12 protein-coding genes are annotated in these 15,339 nt (G+C 54.4%); 2 read left to right on the forward strand and 10 right to left on the reverse strand.

The genetic code is table 11. From position 1 onward, the window contains the following. Nucleotides 1-23 precede the first annotated feature (23 nt). Genes aaeB through aaeX form a run of 3 tightly spaced genes read right to left on the reverse strand, consistent with a single transcriptional unit; the run spans nt 24 to nt 3,140 of the window. A complete protein-coding gene (gene aaeB / locus ACIPDS_RS08670; protein WP_400734623.1) occupies nt 24-1,991 on the reverse strand; it encodes a p-hydroxybenzoic acid efflux pump subunit AaeB in 1,968 nt (655 codons plus the stop codon). A 5-nt stretch (nt 1,992-1,996) separates the two neighbouring features. After that, a complete protein-coding gene (aaeA, locus tag ACIPDS_RS08675; RefSeq protein ID WP_400734625.1) occupies nt 1,997-2,929 on the reverse strand; it encodes a p-hydroxybenzoic acid efflux pump subunit AaeA in 933 nt (310 codons plus the stop codon). 7 nt (nt 2,930-2,936) lie between these two features. Continuing rightward, nucleotides 2,937-3,140 carry a p-hydroxybenzoic acid efflux pump operon protein AaeX gene (gene aaeX / locus ACIPDS_RS08680; protein ID WP_400734627.1) on the reverse strand — a complete coding sequence of 68 codons (204 nt, stop codon included), beginning with the start codon at nt 3,138-3,140 and terminating at the stop codon, nt 2,937-2,939. Nucleotides 3,141-3,269: 129 nt separating this feature from the next. On the opposite strand from aaeX, the gene aaeR reads away from it, so the two are divergent. Both aaeR and ACIPDS_RS08690 read left to right on the forward strand, forming a co-directional pair. Beyond that, nucleotides 3,270-4,196 carry an HTH-type transcriptional activator AaeR gene (aaeR, locus tag ACIPDS_RS08685; RefSeq protein ID WP_400734630.1) on the forward strand — a complete coding sequence of 309 codons (927 nt, stop codon included), beginning with the start codon at nt 3,270-3,272 and terminating at the stop codon, nt 4,194-4,196. Nucleotides 4,197-4,417: 221 nt separating this feature from the next. Continuing rightward, on the forward strand, nt 4,418-5,032 hold the full coding sequence (locus tag ACIPDS_RS08690) for a YagU family protein (protein ID WP_400734631.1): 615 nt from the start codon (nt 4,418-4,420) through the stop codon (nt 5,030-5,032). 52 nt (nt 5,033-5,084) lie between these two features. On the opposite strand, the gene tldD is transcribed toward ACIPDS_RS08690, so the two are convergent. The 7 genes from tldD to mreB all read right to left on the reverse strand — a co-directional run bounded on the left by tldD (nt 5,085) and on the right by mreB (nt 15,330). Further along, nucleotides 5,085-6,530: a metalloprotease TldD gene (tldD, locus tag ACIPDS_RS08695; RefSeq protein WP_400734633.1), complete on the reverse strand. Its 1,446-nt coding sequence runs from the start codon at nt 6,528-6,530 to the stop codon at nt 5,085-5,087. 295 nt (nt 6,531-6,825) lie between these two features. Then, complete coding sequence (gene yhdP / locus ACIPDS_RS08700) at nt 6,826-10,632, reverse strand: AsmA2 domain-containing protein YhdP (RefSeq protein WP_400734635.1); 3,807 nt, start codon at nt 10,630-10,632, stop codon at nt 6,826-6,828. Nucleotides 10,633-10,665: 33 nt separating this feature from the next. Further along, nucleotides 10,666-12,135: a ribonuclease G gene (gene rng / locus ACIPDS_RS08705; protein WP_166516739.1), complete on the reverse strand. Its 1,470-nt coding sequence runs from the start codon at nt 12,133-12,135 to the stop codon at nt 10,666-10,668. Further along, complete coding sequence (locus ACIPDS_RS08710) at nt 12,125-12,718, reverse strand: Maf family protein (protein ID WP_400734638.1); 594 nt, start codon at nt 12,716-12,718, stop codon at nt 12,125-12,127. The genes rng and ACIPDS_RS08710 overlap by 11 nt, the downstream gene beginning before the upstream one ends. A gap of 7 nt (nt 12,719-12,725) precedes the next feature. Next, nucleotides 12,726-13,214, reverse strand: coding sequence for a rod shape-determining protein MreD (mreD, locus tag ACIPDS_RS08715; protein WP_166516737.1), 489 nt, complete (start codon nt 13,212-13,214; stop codon nt 12,726-12,728). Then, nucleotides 13,214-14,218 carry a rod shape-determining protein MreC gene (mreC, locus tag ACIPDS_RS08720; RefSeq protein WP_166516736.1) on the reverse strand — a complete coding sequence of 335 codons (1,005 nt, stop codon included), beginning with the start codon at nt 14,216-14,218 and terminating at the stop codon, nt 13,214-13,216. The genes mreD and mreC overlap by 1 nt, the downstream gene beginning before the upstream one ends. A gap of 68 nt (nt 14,219-14,286) precedes the next feature. Further along, the gene (gene mreB, locus ACIPDS_RS08725) at nt 14,287-15,330 is read right to left on the reverse strand and encodes a rod shape-determining protein MreB (protein ID WP_000913396.1); all 1,044 of its coding nucleotides are present in this window, start codon (nt 15,328-15,330) and stop codon (nt 14,287-14,289) included. Nucleotides 15,331-15,339: the final 9 nt, after the last annotated feature.

Here is a 15,339-nt window from a genome sequence, read left to right on the forward strand (position 1 = left end):
CGGGCTACATGAGGGATAAAAACTTAATTAATAGTGAGCGCACTCTGGTATTTGTGCAGCATGAGTACCAGCCGTTCAACCGGCTCGGTGACTTGCGCGGGCGCATCCCAGGTACGCAGTTTCTGCTGATACACCTCTAACTCGCCCAGTAAGCGGGTAAAGTAGTAGCGACGTTTGTTGTCGTTGCTGGCAGAGATCACCCGGTCTGCGGTGCGGCGCAGCTGGCGGTGGAATGCTGAGAGATCGTCATTCACCGGTATTGGCGCATCGCGCAGACGTTGGTGCGCAATAATCAGGGTCAGCGCCAGACGGAACTTGGCGATATCGCCGGGGAACTTGTTCAACAGCAAAAAGAGCTGCTGATAGAGTCCAGGGAGATGATTCTCTTTACGACGCGCCATATTGGTGGTCATTGCCGATACCGCAGCCAACACAAACTGGTTCAGGAGTACGCGCCCCGTGCGCAGCCGTGAGTTATCGCGGATAAGCAGAATGACGATAAACGCCATGAAACAGCCCACTATCTGCCCTAACGCGCTATCCAGGAACTGGCTAAAGTGAAAGGTCATCGGATTATCCAGTACCAGGATGTTAATGGTACTGGCCAATGCCCCCATTGAACCCAGTCGGCGTTTTTGCACTTCGATACCGATAAAGAAGCACATGACCGCAAGGCTTATGCAAAGCAGCAGCATACTTTGCTGGGTAGCAGGAATGATTATCAGGAAATAGAGCGCACCGAGTGGCAGCGCCGCGATAGTGCCGTAGATAAAGTCTATCGCCACCATGCGTGGATTCGGCAGGCGCATTGCCAGTGACGTTACCACGGCGATCATCACCATGGCGCCGCTACCGGATGTCCAGCCGGTCCACAGCCAGAATAAGATGCCAAGCGCGCAGGAAAGCGTGGTGCGCCAGAAGTTAATCATCGCATGATGCCGCTCGGCGGAATCGGGACGCACAACGACTTCGCTTTGCAGAATCTCTTCTTCACGGGCGCTGATTTTGGTATTGCCAATCACACCGCGTTTAAGCAACAGATAGCGCGTAGCGGCCCCTACCCAGCTATAGATAGTGACGGGCGTATCATGCTCGCCCGTCCACGCCAGAACGCGTCGCATACGTTTGAGCTGGCGATGCACATCCTGCACCGTTTCGACCGGCTCTTCGAACAGTTCGCGGTAGGCGTCCGTCACCAGTTCCGGGCGAGTATTCTGCATAATGTAGGTTTCACACGCCTGGGTCACCATGGTCAACGACACGGTATTGAGCGCCTTCAGGCGACGATTGGCGCGCGCCCAGCGTGAAGATTCCATTTTCAGGTTGCTGCGCATTCCTTCCAGCGCTGTCGCACGGCGAACCAGCGCGTGCCAGGCTTTGTCCATCTCATCGCTATCGCCATGTTGTACGCACAGCTGCATTAAACGATATTGATCGATGAGCATCGTATCGAGTTCGTTGTCGATCTCTTTTTTAATCGATCGCGGTGAAAACAGCAGATCGGCGACGATCGCACAGATGATCCCGAGCACAATCTCACTGCATCGCTCCACGGCAAATTGCGGCGTTAGGAGCGGTTCAGCCTGAATGGTAATGACGATAATCAGCGCTGTGTAGCCGGAGAGCCCCCACGCATAGGAGTTCTCAACCCGTACCAGCGAGGAGACCCAGGTACAAAATCCGGCCCAAATGCTACAAACCAGCAGCATCAACAGCGGCGCTCGGATCATGGTGATGATGATGACCAGCGCAGCGATACAGCCGATAAACGTCCCGACAATGCGCAGCATCCCGCGGTAGCGGATCGCCCCAGCGTAAGGTTCCCCACCCGCCGCAAATGCCGGGCCAGCAGCGACGATTGCAGCGGTCAGCACCGCCCAGCGGGGCGTTTCAAGCTGAAAATGGAAGCCGACAAACAGCGCCAGCACCACCGCGCAAGCCAGTTTGACGGCAAAGCGGATATGCTGGTTGGCAATACTGAAAATGCCCATGATGATTAACCGAATTCACGCAGGCGCAGCGCCAGCTTCTGGAAGAAGCTCATCTGGCTGGCGTCACGGTCTTTTTCACCGGTGATAACCACTGTGGCGGTCGTGCCCGCAGGCCACAGGTTGCCAGGCTCCCGATCCAGACGAATGCGTACCGGTACACGTTGGGCCAGGCGAACCCACTCAAGGTTAGAGTCAATGGTCGCCATGCCTTTACTGTCGACGCTGCTGCTGGCATTGGTCACGCCTGCCGCAACGCTATCGACGGTGCCTTTAATCACATGATTGCTGCCAAGCGGCGTCACTTCCGCGCGGTAGCCTGGACGTACGCCTTCAAGTTTGGTCTCTTCCAGGTAGGCCATCACGTAGAAAGAGTGCTGTTTAACCAGCGCCACCGCCGTTGACCCACGATTAATAAATTCGCCGGTGTAGACGTTCAGGTTGGTGACCCAGCCGTCGGCAGGAGCACGAATCGTCGTACGTTCGAGGTCGAGGCGCGCGAGATCGCGCGTTGCCTGAGCTTTCGCGAGCTGATGCAAAACGGTTTGTAGCACGTTGTTAGACTGATCGATTTCTTCGCGGGACATGGCGCTAATGCCCAGCTTGTTACGACGTCCGGCTTCACGGTTTTTCTCTTCTGCCAGCGCCTGGTAGTACGATACATCGGCTTCAGCCTGAGCGAGCGCTTTTTGATAACGCGGCTGGTCTATCACAAACAGAACCTGATTTTTCGTGACCAGTTGGTTATCCTTGACGTGTACCTGGCTAATCAGGCCCGAGACATCCGGGGCAATGGCCACGACATCAGCGCTAAAGCGAGCATCGCGCGTCCAGGGAGATTCGGTGTAATAGACCCAGGCGCGGAAAATAGCGATGAACGCCAGAACGACCAGAATCACCGTAATAGCAGTACGGGAGATATTTCTTGTTAGTGTTTTCACATCTACCTCAAACGAACAAACGTGATATCAAATAAAACAGGCAGCAATACAGTGCGGTGTTGAACAACGCGGGATGCCAGACAAAATCATAGATCCCCGTTGGCGTCAGCACTCGACGCACCAACCAAAAAAGAGCGAGCGATAACAGCAGCTCAAAAAATATGGGTGGAAAAGAGAGACCGAAAATTACGATCACGGGAAACAGGCTCATGTTGACCTTACTAGACTAGCGTGCAGGTGAGATTAGAAATTTAGTTATGTGACTAACAGTATTTTAGCGTAACTGTTATCGCCTTATCTACATAGTGTGATGCAAATCACTTTTAAGCCAGAGTGAACAATGGAACGATTAAAACGGATGTCGGTGTTTGCCAAAGTTGTTGAGCAAGGCTCCTTTACCGCCGCGGCACGACAGCTACAAATGAGCGTTTCATCCATCAGCCAGACTGTCTCTAAACTGGAAGATGAGCTCCAGGTAAAACTGCTTAACCGCAGTACCCGCAGCATTGGCCTGACGGAAGCCGGTAAAATTTACTACCAGGGCTGCCGCCGCATGCTGTTCGAAGCACAGGAAGTGCATGAACAACTTTACGCCTTTAATAACACCCCTATCGGTACGCTGCGCGTGGGATGTTCTTCAACTATGGCACAAAATGTCCTCGCCAGGATCACCGCCGATATGTTGAAAAAATATCCGGGGCTGTCGGTCAATCTGGTCACCGGGATCCCCGCGCCGGATCTTATCGCCGACGGTCTGGACGTGGTGATCCGCGTCGGTGCATTGCAGGATTCCAGCCTTTTCTCCCGCCGTCTGGGCGCAATGCCGATGGTCGTCTGCGCGGCCAAAAGTTATTTACAGCATGCAGGGATCCCTGAAAAACCGGCCGACTTAGCCAATCACTCGTGGCTGGAATACAGCGTGCGCCCGGATAACGAGTTTGAACTGATTGCGCCTGAGGGGATCTCCACGCGTCTCATTCCACAAGGACGTTTTGTGACTAACGATCCGATGACGCTCACCCGTTGGCTTTCCGCCGGTGCCGGGCTTGCCTACGTGCCGCTGATGTGGGCGATTGACGAGATCAACCGGGGAGAAGTGGAGATTTTGCTGCCGCGTTACCAATCCGATCCGCGTCCGGTTTATGCGTTATATACCGAAAAGGACAAACTCCCGCTGAAGGTACAGGTCTGTATTAACTATCTCACTGAATATTTTGTCGAAGTGGCGGCGTTGTTTCAGGAAATGAGAGGGCGAGGAAAGTCGTAATTTAAATCACGTCCTCGCAAAATTAATTAACTCAGTTCTTATATCCTGCATGAATATCTCCCGAATGACCACCACGGTAATTCGGGAAGCCTATCATGTTTAGCGGATTGACAGAGTTGTCATTCCAGGCCTATCGTCAACGTTGTCTGACGACACTGAGTTTTTATTAAAAATAGAAATAATAAAGGTATTTTTAGGCCACTTTTCAACAAGGACACAGTATGAATTTATTCGAACTAACACCACCTTCACGCAGGCGCTATGGGCTCGCCGCATTCATTGGGCTCATCGCAGGGATTGTCTCCGCATTTGTGAAATGGGGAGCAGAAGTTCCGTTACCCCCTCGTAGCCCAACCGATTTATTCAGCGGAGCATGCGCGCCAGAACAATTAATTCGCGCAGCGGGACAAATTGATTGCTCACGTAATTTCCTCAACCCACCTTATGTATTTCTTCGCGATTGGATGGGTATCGTTGATCCTAATGCGGCAGTATATACATTTGCAGGGCATATATTTAACTGGGTTGGCGTAACACATATTATTTTCTCAATCGTGTTCGCAGTAGGCTATTGTGTAGTGGCCGAAGTTTTCCCTAAAATAAAACTCTGGCAAGGCTTGCTCGCCGGTGCTTTAGCTCAACTTTTTGTCCATATGATCTCGTTCCCTCTGATGGGCCTGACGCCACCGCTCTTTGAACTGCCATGGTACGAACACGTATCAGAAATCGTGGGTCACCTGATTTGGTTCTGGTCTATTGAAATTATTCGACGTGACTTGCGTAACCGCATCACTCACGAGCCCGATCCTGAGATCCCTTTGGACCATTCACGATAAAAAAATGGCGCACCTTTTAGAGGTGCGCCATTCATTTTCAAAACTATTCAGGTCAGGCCGTGCCGCCCACCGTCAAATTATCCACTTTCAACGTTGGCTGACCCACGCCAACCGGCAGGCTTTGACCTTCTTTGCCGCACACGCCCACGCCGTTATCCAGCTTCAGATCATTACCGACCATCGAAACTTGCTGCATGGTTTCGATACCGGAACCAATCAACGTCGCGCCTTTCACCGGTTTGGTAACTTTACCGTTTTCAATCAGGTAGGCTTCTGAGGTAGAGAAGACAAACTTACCGGAGGTGATATCCACCTGGCCGCCGCCAAAGTTTGGCGCATACAAGCCGTACTCCACGGATTCGATAATTTCCTGCGGCGTGGATTTACCCGCCAGCATATAGGTGTTGGTCATACGCGGCATCGGCAGGTGCGCGTAGGACTCACGACGACCGTTACCGGTTGGCGCAACGCCCATCAGACGCGCGTTGAGTTTGTCCTGCATGTAACCTTTGAGGATACCGTTTTCAATAAGGGTATTGTGCTGGCCCGGCGTACCTTCATCGTCAATCGCCACGGAGCCACGACGGTTGGCCATGGTGCCATCATCAACGATAGTACACAGTTCCGAAGCCACCAACTGGCCCATCTGTCCGCTGAACACCGACGTACCGCGACGGTTAAAGTCGCCTTCCAGGCCATGACCTACGGCTTCGTGCAGCAGCACGCCCGGCCAGCCAGCCCCCAACACGACCGGTAGCGTTCCGGCAGGAGCGGCGACCGCCGACAGGTTAACCAGCGCCATGCGCACGGCCTCTTTGGCCCAGGCATCGGCACGCACTTCACCGTTGAGGTCTGCGAGGAAATAGTCGTAACCAAAACGACCGCCGCCGCCGCTCGCGCCGCGCTCACGTTTGCCGTCGTCTTCCACCTGCACGCTTACCGACAGGCGTACCAGCGGGCGTACATCCGCCGCCAGCGTACCGTCCGTGGCGGCAACCAGGATCATCTCATACACGCCGGTGAGGCTGGCGGTCACTTCCTGCACTCGCTTGTCTTCGGCGCGGGCCACTTTATCGACGCGACGCAGGATATCCAGCTTCTCTTCGCGGCTCATGCTCTGCAGCGGGTCGAGCGTGGTGTACAGCGGAGAATATTCTACCGCGCCAAGCGTCTGCACTTTGCCATTGCCGGTATCACGCACAATCGTACGCGCGGCCTGAGCGCTTTGCTCCAGCGCCAGCAGGCTAATCTGATCGGCGTAGGCAAAACCGGTTTTTTCACCGCTCACCGCCCGCACTCCGACGCCCTGGTCGATATTGTAAGAACCATCTTTAATGATGCGGTCTTCTAAAACCCAGGATTCGTGATAGCTGGACTGAAAATAGAGATCGCCATAGTCAAGACGGCGCTCCGTGAGTTGACCAAGAATGGCAAAAAGGCTCTGATGATTCAGGCCATTCGCCGCCAGCAATTGTTCACTTACCAGATTTAAACTCATTATTTCGCTACTCGTTGATGCCCGCGCGTATGGCGCATTCAGGCCTGTATTCCGGGTGTTATACACTTCATCATTCAAGTTGCTTCTGCGTTGGCCGCGCTCATTCACCCCAGTCACGTACTTATGTACGCTCCAGGGGATTAATGAGGGACATCCCTGTCCCTCACCAGAGGCCAGCCTTTGGCTGGTCAAATTCGTTCCTGACGAATTTGTCACTCCCTTGCCGCCTTGAGGCAACTTGAATGATTTTGTGTATAGTGTTATGAGATTGAGGCAATTCAAGGCTTGCGTCAAATCATGGCTTTTTTTCATTGCTGCGCGGCTGGCGCAGCACTTCGTTAATTTGCGGCTTATCAATCGGGCCGGTGATGCGATAGCGCAGAATCGAGACCTTATTCCACAGCGGGCCGAGCACCTTGGTGGCCGCAAAGACCGCCGCGCCGATAATCGGGTTCACCACAAAAGCAGTGGCGACACCCACGGTGGCCGAGATTTCAGGCGCTACGATGGCTTCCATATTCAGTTCACGACGTACCAGGTTGACCGAGCCTTTCATCGCAATATCCGCTTCCAGGCCGTCTACCAGCGTGTCGTCAGTATTCAGCACGCCGTCTTTGATCCACGCGGTGCTGCGAATGGAGTCAAAATAGAAGCCTTCACTGAAGGTATCGCTAAAGTCGAAGCGCAGCTTACGCAGCAGCGCATCGACGCTCAACAGGCGCAGCAACTGCCCAGCATGTCCGGTTGAAATGTCGGTAAATTCCCCTTTACCAACATGCGCTTTCAGAATGCCGTTTAGCGAGGCAACGTCTGGCTGCCACGGTTTATCCCGCCAATGTAAATCGTAGTCCACATCAACGGAAGAATCGCGAATCGGGGTAGAAACACCAAAGAAACTCACTGCATCGTCAATATTGTTCCCGTGAATTTTCCCTTTCAACGACGTCCGTTGACCCGCTGGTGAGTTAACCCACACGCCATCCGCAGTCAGCCGACCAAAACCGGTGTCGATCAGGCCATTTTCCAGCGATAAGGAGTCGCCTTTGATGCTGAAATCGCCGTCAATTCGACCATATTTTTGTCCCCACAGCCAACATTCCGCGCAGCGCAACTGGAGATCCGGCCAGCCGTGGAAATCAATTGGATTGCTTACCGGCTGGCTATTTGCTGCCACCGTTGTCGGAGCTGCTATCGGGTTTACCGACGGGTTATAGTAGAGATAACGCACCGCCGCCTGCCATGGCTGGGCGTTTTTCATTATCAGGCTGCCGTTGATTTCGCGCCCTTGTGCTTCAATGCGCGTGCCGCCAGCCGTCGGCTGCGATACCAGGCTCAGGTTATTCCATTGCTGTCCGGCAAAGGTCAACGATGGCGTGCGCAGGGTGATATTTTGCGGGAAAGCGGCAGCGGTACTGACGCTATCCGCCGCCCCCTTCTGGAACAATGCTAGCCACTGCGCGCCATCCATCGGCGGCAGGTTCAGCTCCACGCCCGGCGTTGACGGCAACGGTGGAATACTTCGGCTATCCGATGCCCAGATAGCGTTCTCCAGCTTCAGCTTATTACCCAGCAACCAGCGGCTGTTGAGATGATTCGTTGAACCGACATTGCCGGTCAGAGTGAAGCTGCGCAGGTTGCCGTCAACGTTAATTTTCAGCGGCAACGGCTGCCCGGCGGCTTTGTCTGCTGGAGAAGGTAAGTGACTGCTCACATTCTTCAGATCACCGGTAATGCCAACTTTATAAGTTGTATTGCCGTTATAAGGCAGTTCAATGGCGACATTGCCTTTCCACGGCACATTGCCTTTTAGCGCCTCCGCAAAAGGTTTTGGCAGGACGCCGGTGCGCGCAGGCTGCCAGTCCGCCTGCATGTCTACGCCCACCTGATAGGCTTTCGCGCCTTCCGTGGTGTTGAAGTTGACGTTAAGCGGCTGGTTAAACCAGGTGGCGGTCAGCGGCTCGCTGGTCAGGTTGCCATTGTCAAAGCTAAACCGACCGCTAAGATTGTGCAGGGTACTGTCCAACGGCTTGATAAACAGGCTGTTATTATTAAGCGTTACATCACCGGTCGCCTTGACCAGCTCACCGTCCAGCGGAATATCCAGATGTAAGCGAGCGCTCACGTCGCCATCAAGCTGGAGCTCATCAAGCGTGGCGCCTAACGACTTGCTAAGCGGTGTCTCTTTAAAATACGGGCCAACCGCCTTCCCCGGACCATTGATGTCTGCGCTTATCAGCAGCTTCTCTTTGGCGTAATCGGGAATAGCGGCATCAAGGTTACTGGCGGTCACGCCACCGAGGGTGGCTTTATCCGCCTTCATCCACAGCCCGGCATTGATAAAGTTAAGCTCGATATCCTGATGCGTTAACGCGGGCCAATCAGGCTGGAAGGCAAAAGTCGCGTCTTTTAGCGGAACATAAACCTGGAACTGCCCCTCATTGTGCGGGTACGGGAACAGATGTGGATTGCCGCCATACACCAGCGTCGCGTTCTCCGCCTTACCGGCCTGTATCGCTCCGCTCAGGTAGTCCACCAGCGCTTTACCCATTAAATTTTCAGGGAAGTATCGCCAGGCCTGACCGCCATCGTTGGTGCTAATGCCAGCAAGGATCCCCAGCCACGGCTGGTCATCCTTCGGTTGCAGATAGCGGAAACCGCCCGCAGCGCGCACGCCGGTCGCCTGCACGTCAATGTTGCGGCCGTCGAGCATAAAACCTTTGTCGTTATTGACCCAATTGAGCGTCGCCGTGCCGTCGGCAATCTCCAGCGGCGCGCGGAACACGCGCTCGTACGGCATCAGGGCGTTTTGCATCGTCACCTGCAAAGAACCGTTTTCGGCGCTACCCGCGACACGCCCGGAGACATGTTCAGCCCCCGGCAACAGCTTCCACTGCTTCCAGGCCAGATCTTTCCACGTCGCGTTAAAGCGCGTTTTTTCCGCCTCCTGAAGGGGAATATCGATAGCTAGCGTATCCACCATGCCGTTGGGCTGGGCGGTGCGCCAGATATCGGCCAACTCTGGCGACAAGTTCTCAGCAATGGGCAGCAGACCGTTTAAGCCAGCAAGCGACAGGTGGCTTGCGCGTATGCGCAGCTCATCGCTACGTTTATGATTCGGCCCGCCGACTTCCTGCGAAGGGATCCACGCCAGCGCCAGTGCGCCTCGTGGCCAGGGCGTATCGTCGATGGTGATCCGGGTGTCGGGAATACGAAATTCCCATCCCTCTTTCTCACGCGAAAGATGCGCCGTCAGGTTATCGACCGTCAGACGATGTTCCTGCTCATTGCCCTGCCAGCTCGCGCCGCCTTTCTTCAGCCACACGTCACCAGCAGAGATTTCACCGTTATCCAGCGATGCCCAACCTTCGAGGCTAAAGCGCGCGCGGGTCAGGGCAATGTTGTCCTGCATCCAGCGTCCCAACCACGGCTTAACGTCAATATCGTCCGCTTGCAGCCAGAGACGCCCCTTGTTCAGCAGGCCATTTTCATCGCGCATATCCATGCGCACTTTCATTACCCCGTGCTGACCGGTCAGGCTGGAAAGACTGAGTTCGCCCTCGGCGCGGTGACGATTTTTACCGTTTAACCAGGTTAACTGTGGCACAGCCAGCTCGGCACGCTGGCCGGAGAGCGTCAGGAAGCTTAAGTGGCTATCACGCAGGGTGAAATGGTCAAACTGACGCAGGAAGAGGTCGGCCACGCGATCGCTTTTCAGACTTTCGCCACCGTCATTTTTTTGCAGCGGGGTGTTGGTGTGGATTTGCAGTTGCCAGAAAGTCAGCTCCCGGAACTGCCAGCGCATATGCAGGAGGCTTTGCCAGACATCCAGCGCCATAGAGGCGCGTTTGATGGACAGATTGCCGCCGTCAGCCAGACCGGCTTTAATGTCGCGCACATCCAGCGTCGGGCCAAAGGTCTGCCAGCTGGCATTTATCTGTGAAGCGGAGATGGGTAACCCCGTTGCCGCCTCGATTTTTTGCAGTAACGCCGGGCGCCAGGTGTCCAGATGCGGCAAGGCGAGTCGCAGGCCACTCACCAGCAGCGCGATAATCACAATCAGTGTGGCTACAGTGAGCAGTAAAATCCCCGGCAATCGCCTCACGCATCTCTCCTTGGGTTGCAGCAGGCTGCGTAATTACATCATTACCACGTCGAACTGCTCCGGGTTATAGAGCGGTTCAATCTGGACTTTAACCTGCTTGCCGACAAAAATTTCCACTTCCGCAAGCGCATGGGACTCTTCGCCCTTCAGCGTTTCGGCTACCGAAGGAGAAGCATAGACCAGGAAGCGATCGGAATCATAGGCATGATGAACACGAACGATTTCACGCATGATTTCGTAGCACACCGTCTCAACGGTTTTTACCGTGCCCCGGCCGTGACAGGTTGGACACTCATTACACAGCACATGTTCAACGCTTTCACGCGTACGTTTACGGGTCATCTCCACCAGGCCCAGCGGCGAGAAGCCATTGACGCTGGTTTTTACCCGGTCTTTGCTGAGCGCCTGCTCTAAAGAGTGCAGCACCCGGCGGCGGTGATCTTCGTTATTCATATCGATAAAGTCGATGATGATAATACCGCCGAGATTCCGCAAGCGAAGCTGACGGGCGATCGCCTGGGTGGCTTCAATGTTGGTGTTAAAAATGGTGTCATCAAGATTACGATGGCCGACGAAAGCGCCGGTATTGATGTCCACGGTGGTCATGGCTTCGGTCTGGTCGATAACCAGATAGCCGCCTGACTTAAGTTCAACTTTACGCTCCAGCGCACGCTGGATTTCATTCTCAACATCGAAGAGATCGAAAATAGGCTGGCGACCGCTATAGTGCTCAAGCTTACTGGTCATTTCAGGCATATATTCAGCCGTGAATTCCATTAACGCTTCGTAGGTTAAACGGGAATCAACGCGAATTTTATCCAGCTGCGCATCAGCAAAGTCGCGCAGCACACGCTGCGCCAGCGCCAGTTCACCGTACATCTGATAGCGCGTCTGCGGGCGTTTTTTACGCTCCATCACTTTCGTCCAGACCCGTTTCAGGTAGGCGGCATCCGAGGCTAAATCCTCTTCGCACACCCCTTCCGCGGCGGTGCGAATAATAAATCCACCCTGCTCATCGCAGTAGTCGGCCACCACCTTTTTCAGGCGATCGCGCTCAACTTCGCTTTCAATGCGCTGGGAAACACCGACGTGCGAAGCGCCGGGCATAAAGACCAGATAGCGGGATGGCAAGGTGATGTCGGTCGTCAGGCGCGCGCCTTTTGTGCCCAGCGGATCTTTAACCACCTGCACCATCAGATCCTGGCCCTGACGAACTAATTCGGAGATATCGCGAACGGTGAACTGCTTTTGCTCTTCACCGGCAACACATTCGGTATGCGGCATGATATCGGAAGCGTGGAGGAATGCTGCCTTATCGAGACCAATATCTACAAAGGCCGCCTGCATACCCGGTAAAACCCGACTGACGCGACCTTTGTAGATATTGCCTACTATTCCACGTCGCGCCTCTCGTTCAATATGAATTTCCTGCAAAATGCCGCCATCGATATACGCAACTCGCGTTTCCGATGGCGTCACGTTCACTAATAGTTCAGCCGTCATGTTTATCCCTTTTATCACGTAGCGAGTTAAAGTTACTCAGCAACTCATACGTTTCCACCAGCGGTAAGCCGACTACGGCGTGATAGCTGCCATTTATCTTCCTGACGAAACAGCCACCCAGCCCTTGAATACCGTATGCACCTGCTTTATCTAAAGGTTCGCCGCTCGCCACATAGTCTGCGATGTCATCATCAGACAGCGCCCGGAAAGTGACTTCGGTCACCACCAGACAGTCGAGCGTATGCTGGCTATCCGCCAGCGCGACGGCGGTCATCACCTGGTGGGTTTTCCCTGAAAGCATTCGCAGCATGACCGCTGCATGAGCAGCATCACGCGGTTTCTCCAGCACTTCACCGTTAAGGATAACAATGGTATCCGCTCCCAGAACAGGGAGATCGTCGCGAGTTAACGCCACGCCCGCCTGGGCCTTCTCTCGCGCCAGGCGCGCCACATAATGTTGCGCCGACTCATCAGGACGGCGCAGCTCTTCAATACCGGGAACGACTTTCTCAAACGAAATACCAAGCTGTGTGAGAAGTTCCTGGCGACGTGGGGAACCAGAAGCAAGATAGAGAGATACCATAACGACCTTATTGAACGGCAAATTGCTGGCGAACTTTACGCATCAGAAGAAAGATCCACGGCCAGAGCACGCCGTTAACTACACTACTCCAGAACACTTCCGGTCGGAAAGAGACGTTGATCACTAAAAACTCTGACCAGAAAACAATAATATCCGTGGCAAGAGAAAGCAGCATGACGACCAGCGCCTGTTGCCAGAGCGCCAGGTTACGGAACAGCTGATATTTGAGCGCCACCAGATAGGCGACAATGCTTAACGATAGCGCACGAACACCAAGCGTTGAACCGCTGATTAAGTCCAGTATGGCACCCATCACGAAGCCTGTACCGACATTCACCCGATGCGGCAGGGCAAGCGACCAGTAAAGCAGAATGAGCAGAACCCAATTTGGCCGGAAAACCGTCAGGTTGTCCGGCCAGGGCATGACTTGTAGCAGCAGTGCAATGAGGAACGAGAGCCAGATGACCCAGCGTCCCTGGCTACGATAACTTGCCACTATTGCCCCCTTGCTGGAGGGGGTGGCGTGGTTACCGCAGGCGGCGTGGTGATACCCGTCGCCGGGGCGGGAAGTTGCGGCCCCATTGTTTCAGGCGATGGCAGAACCTGAGGCATCATCTGCATCAGGCGCTCGTTGGCCACGCGGTGCACCTCTTCCGGCGTCATTGGGTTAGAGCCGTTACGGTCTGCTCCCCACAATAGCAACAGATAGCGCAGGCGTTGCAGACCCGCCGTAGGACGCGCCTGAATCACCGTGTACGCGCGCTGCGTGTCGAGCTTAACGGAAGAAACCACGCCGACCGGATAGCCTTCCGGGAAGCGTCCGCCTAAGCCCGACGTCACCAGAACGTCACCGACGCGAATGTCGGTATTGGCCGGCAAATGTTCCAGTTGCAGGTCGTCAGTACAGCCGTTGCCAGCAGCAATAACGCGGATATCGTTACGCAAAACCTGAATCGGTAACGCATGGGTGGCATCGCAAATCAGCAGCACCCGGCTGGTCAGTTTCGCCACAGCAACAACCTGGCCGACAACGCCTTTGTCACTGATAACCGGCTGACCTTCATAGACACCGTTTACGCTACCCTTATCGATAACCATCTGATCGCTATAAGGATCGTTAACCGTTGAGATCACCTGCGTCACCATTTTTTGTTCATCCTGGCGCAGCGGTGAACCTAACAGCTCACGTAGACGGGCATTTTCCTGTTTGTATTGACCCAGCATCAGCAGGTCGCTGTTTTTTAATAACAGTTCCTGACGTAATGCGCGGTTTTCAAGTTCAAGCTGATCGCGTGAAGCCAGCGTTTGAGAAACGCTATCCAGCAGTTCACGAGGACCGTTAGAGACAAAGTAGAAAGGACTGACGGCAGTATCCATGTACGTTCGTATTTGACTGAACATACCCAGACGGCTGTCGGCGATAATGACACCCAGCGCCACCAGCACCGCCAGGATAAGGCGAATCTGTAGCGACGGGCCACGGCTAAAAATGGGCTTCATAGGCTATGCGTATTCTCGTGTCAGTGAAATTAAGGGTAGCCCATTGGCTACCCTGAACTTCATGCTGACTACTCTTCGCTAAACAAGTCGCCGCCGTGCATGTCGATCATTTCCAGCGCCTTGCCGCCGCCACGCGCTACGCAGGTCAGCGGATCTTCAGCAACAACAACTGGAATACCGGTTTCTTCCATCAACAGACGGTCAAGGTTACGCAGCAGCGCACCGCCGCCGGTCAGCACCATACCGCGCTCGGAGATATCTGAAGCCAGCTCTGGTGGACACTGTTCCAGTGCAACCATAACCGCGCTAACGATACCGGTCAGCGGCTCTTGCAGCGCTTCGAGGATTTCGTTGGAGTTCAGCGTAAAGCCGCGCGGAACGCCTTCAGCCAGGTTACGGCCACGCACTTCGATTTCACGCACTTCATCGCCCGGGTAAGCAGAGCCGATTTCGTGTTTGATACGTTCTGCGGTCGCTTCACCGATAAGGGAACCGTAGTTACGACGCACATAATTAATGATGGCTTCGTCGAAACGGTCGCCGCCGATACGCACGGAAGAGGAGTACACCACGCCGTTCAGGGAGATAACAGCAACCTCGGTAGTACCGCCACCGATATCCACAACCATAGAACCGGTTGCTTCAGAAACCGGCAGACCCGCACCGATTGCCGCCGCCATTGGCTCTTCAATCAGGAACACTTCACGCGCGCCGGCACCCTGAGCGGATTCACGAATCGCACGACGTTCAACCTGAGTTGCGCCAACCGGCACACACACCAGTACGCGCGGACTTGGGCGCATAAAGCTGTTGCTGTGAACCTGTTTAATGAAGTGCTGGAGCATTTTTTCAGTAACGAAGAAGTCAGCGATAACGCCGTCTTTCATCGGACGAATTGCCGCGATGTTGCCCGGCGTACGACCCAGCATCTGTTTTGCGTCATGACCAACGGCAGCCACGCTTTTCGGGGAACCGGCACGGTCCTGACGAATGGCGACAACGGAAGGCTCATTCAATACGATGCCTTGTCCTTTTACGTAAATCAGGGTATTCGCGGTACCCAGGTCAATGGACAGGTCATTGGAAAACATGCCACGAAATTTTTTCAACATACTAAGGGA

It is taken from the genome of Kluyvera sp. NPDC087067 (assembly GCF_044745165.1).
Classification (GTDB): domain Bacteria; phylum Pseudomonadota; class Gammaproteobacteria; order Enterobacterales; family Enterobacteriaceae; genus Kluyvera.

Excerpts from the sequence above, each read along its gene's own strand:
- ACIPDS_RS08690 (WP_400734631.1), top strand. The coding sequence starts at position 4,418 with ATGAATTTATTCGAACTAACACCACCTTCACGCAGGCGCTATGGGCTC.
- ACIPDS_RS08710 (WP_400734638.1), bottom strand. The coding sequence starts at position 12,718 with ATGGTATCTCTCTATCTTGCTTCTGGTTCCCCACGTCGCCAGGAACTT.
- mreB (WP_000913396.1), bottom strand. The coding sequence starts at position 15,330 with ATGTTGAAAAAATTTCGTGGCATGTTTTCCAATGACCTGTCCATTGAC.
- aaeX (WP_400734627.1), bottom strand. The coding sequence starts at position 3,140 with ATGAGCCTGTTTCCCGTGATCGTAATTTTCGGTCTCTCTTTTCCACCC.
- aaeB (WP_400734623.1), bottom strand. The coding sequence starts at position 1,991 with ATGGGCATTTTCAGTATTGCCAACCAGCATATCCGCTTTGCCGTCAAA.
- rng (WP_166516739.1), bottom strand. The coding sequence starts at position 12,135 with ATGACGGCTGAACTATTAGTGAACGTGACGCCATCGGAAACGCGAGTT.
- aaeR (WP_400734630.1), top strand. The coding sequence starts at position 3,270 with ATGGAACGATTAAAACGGATGTCGGTGTTTGCCAAAGTTGTTGAGCAA.
- tldD (WP_400734633.1), bottom strand. The coding sequence starts at position 6,530 with ATGAGTTTAAATCTGGTAAGTGAACAATTGCTGGCGGCGAATGGCCTG.
- mreC (WP_166516736.1), bottom strand. The coding sequence starts at position 14,218 with ATGAAGCCCATTTTTAGCCGTGGCCCGTCGCTACAGATTCGCCTTATC.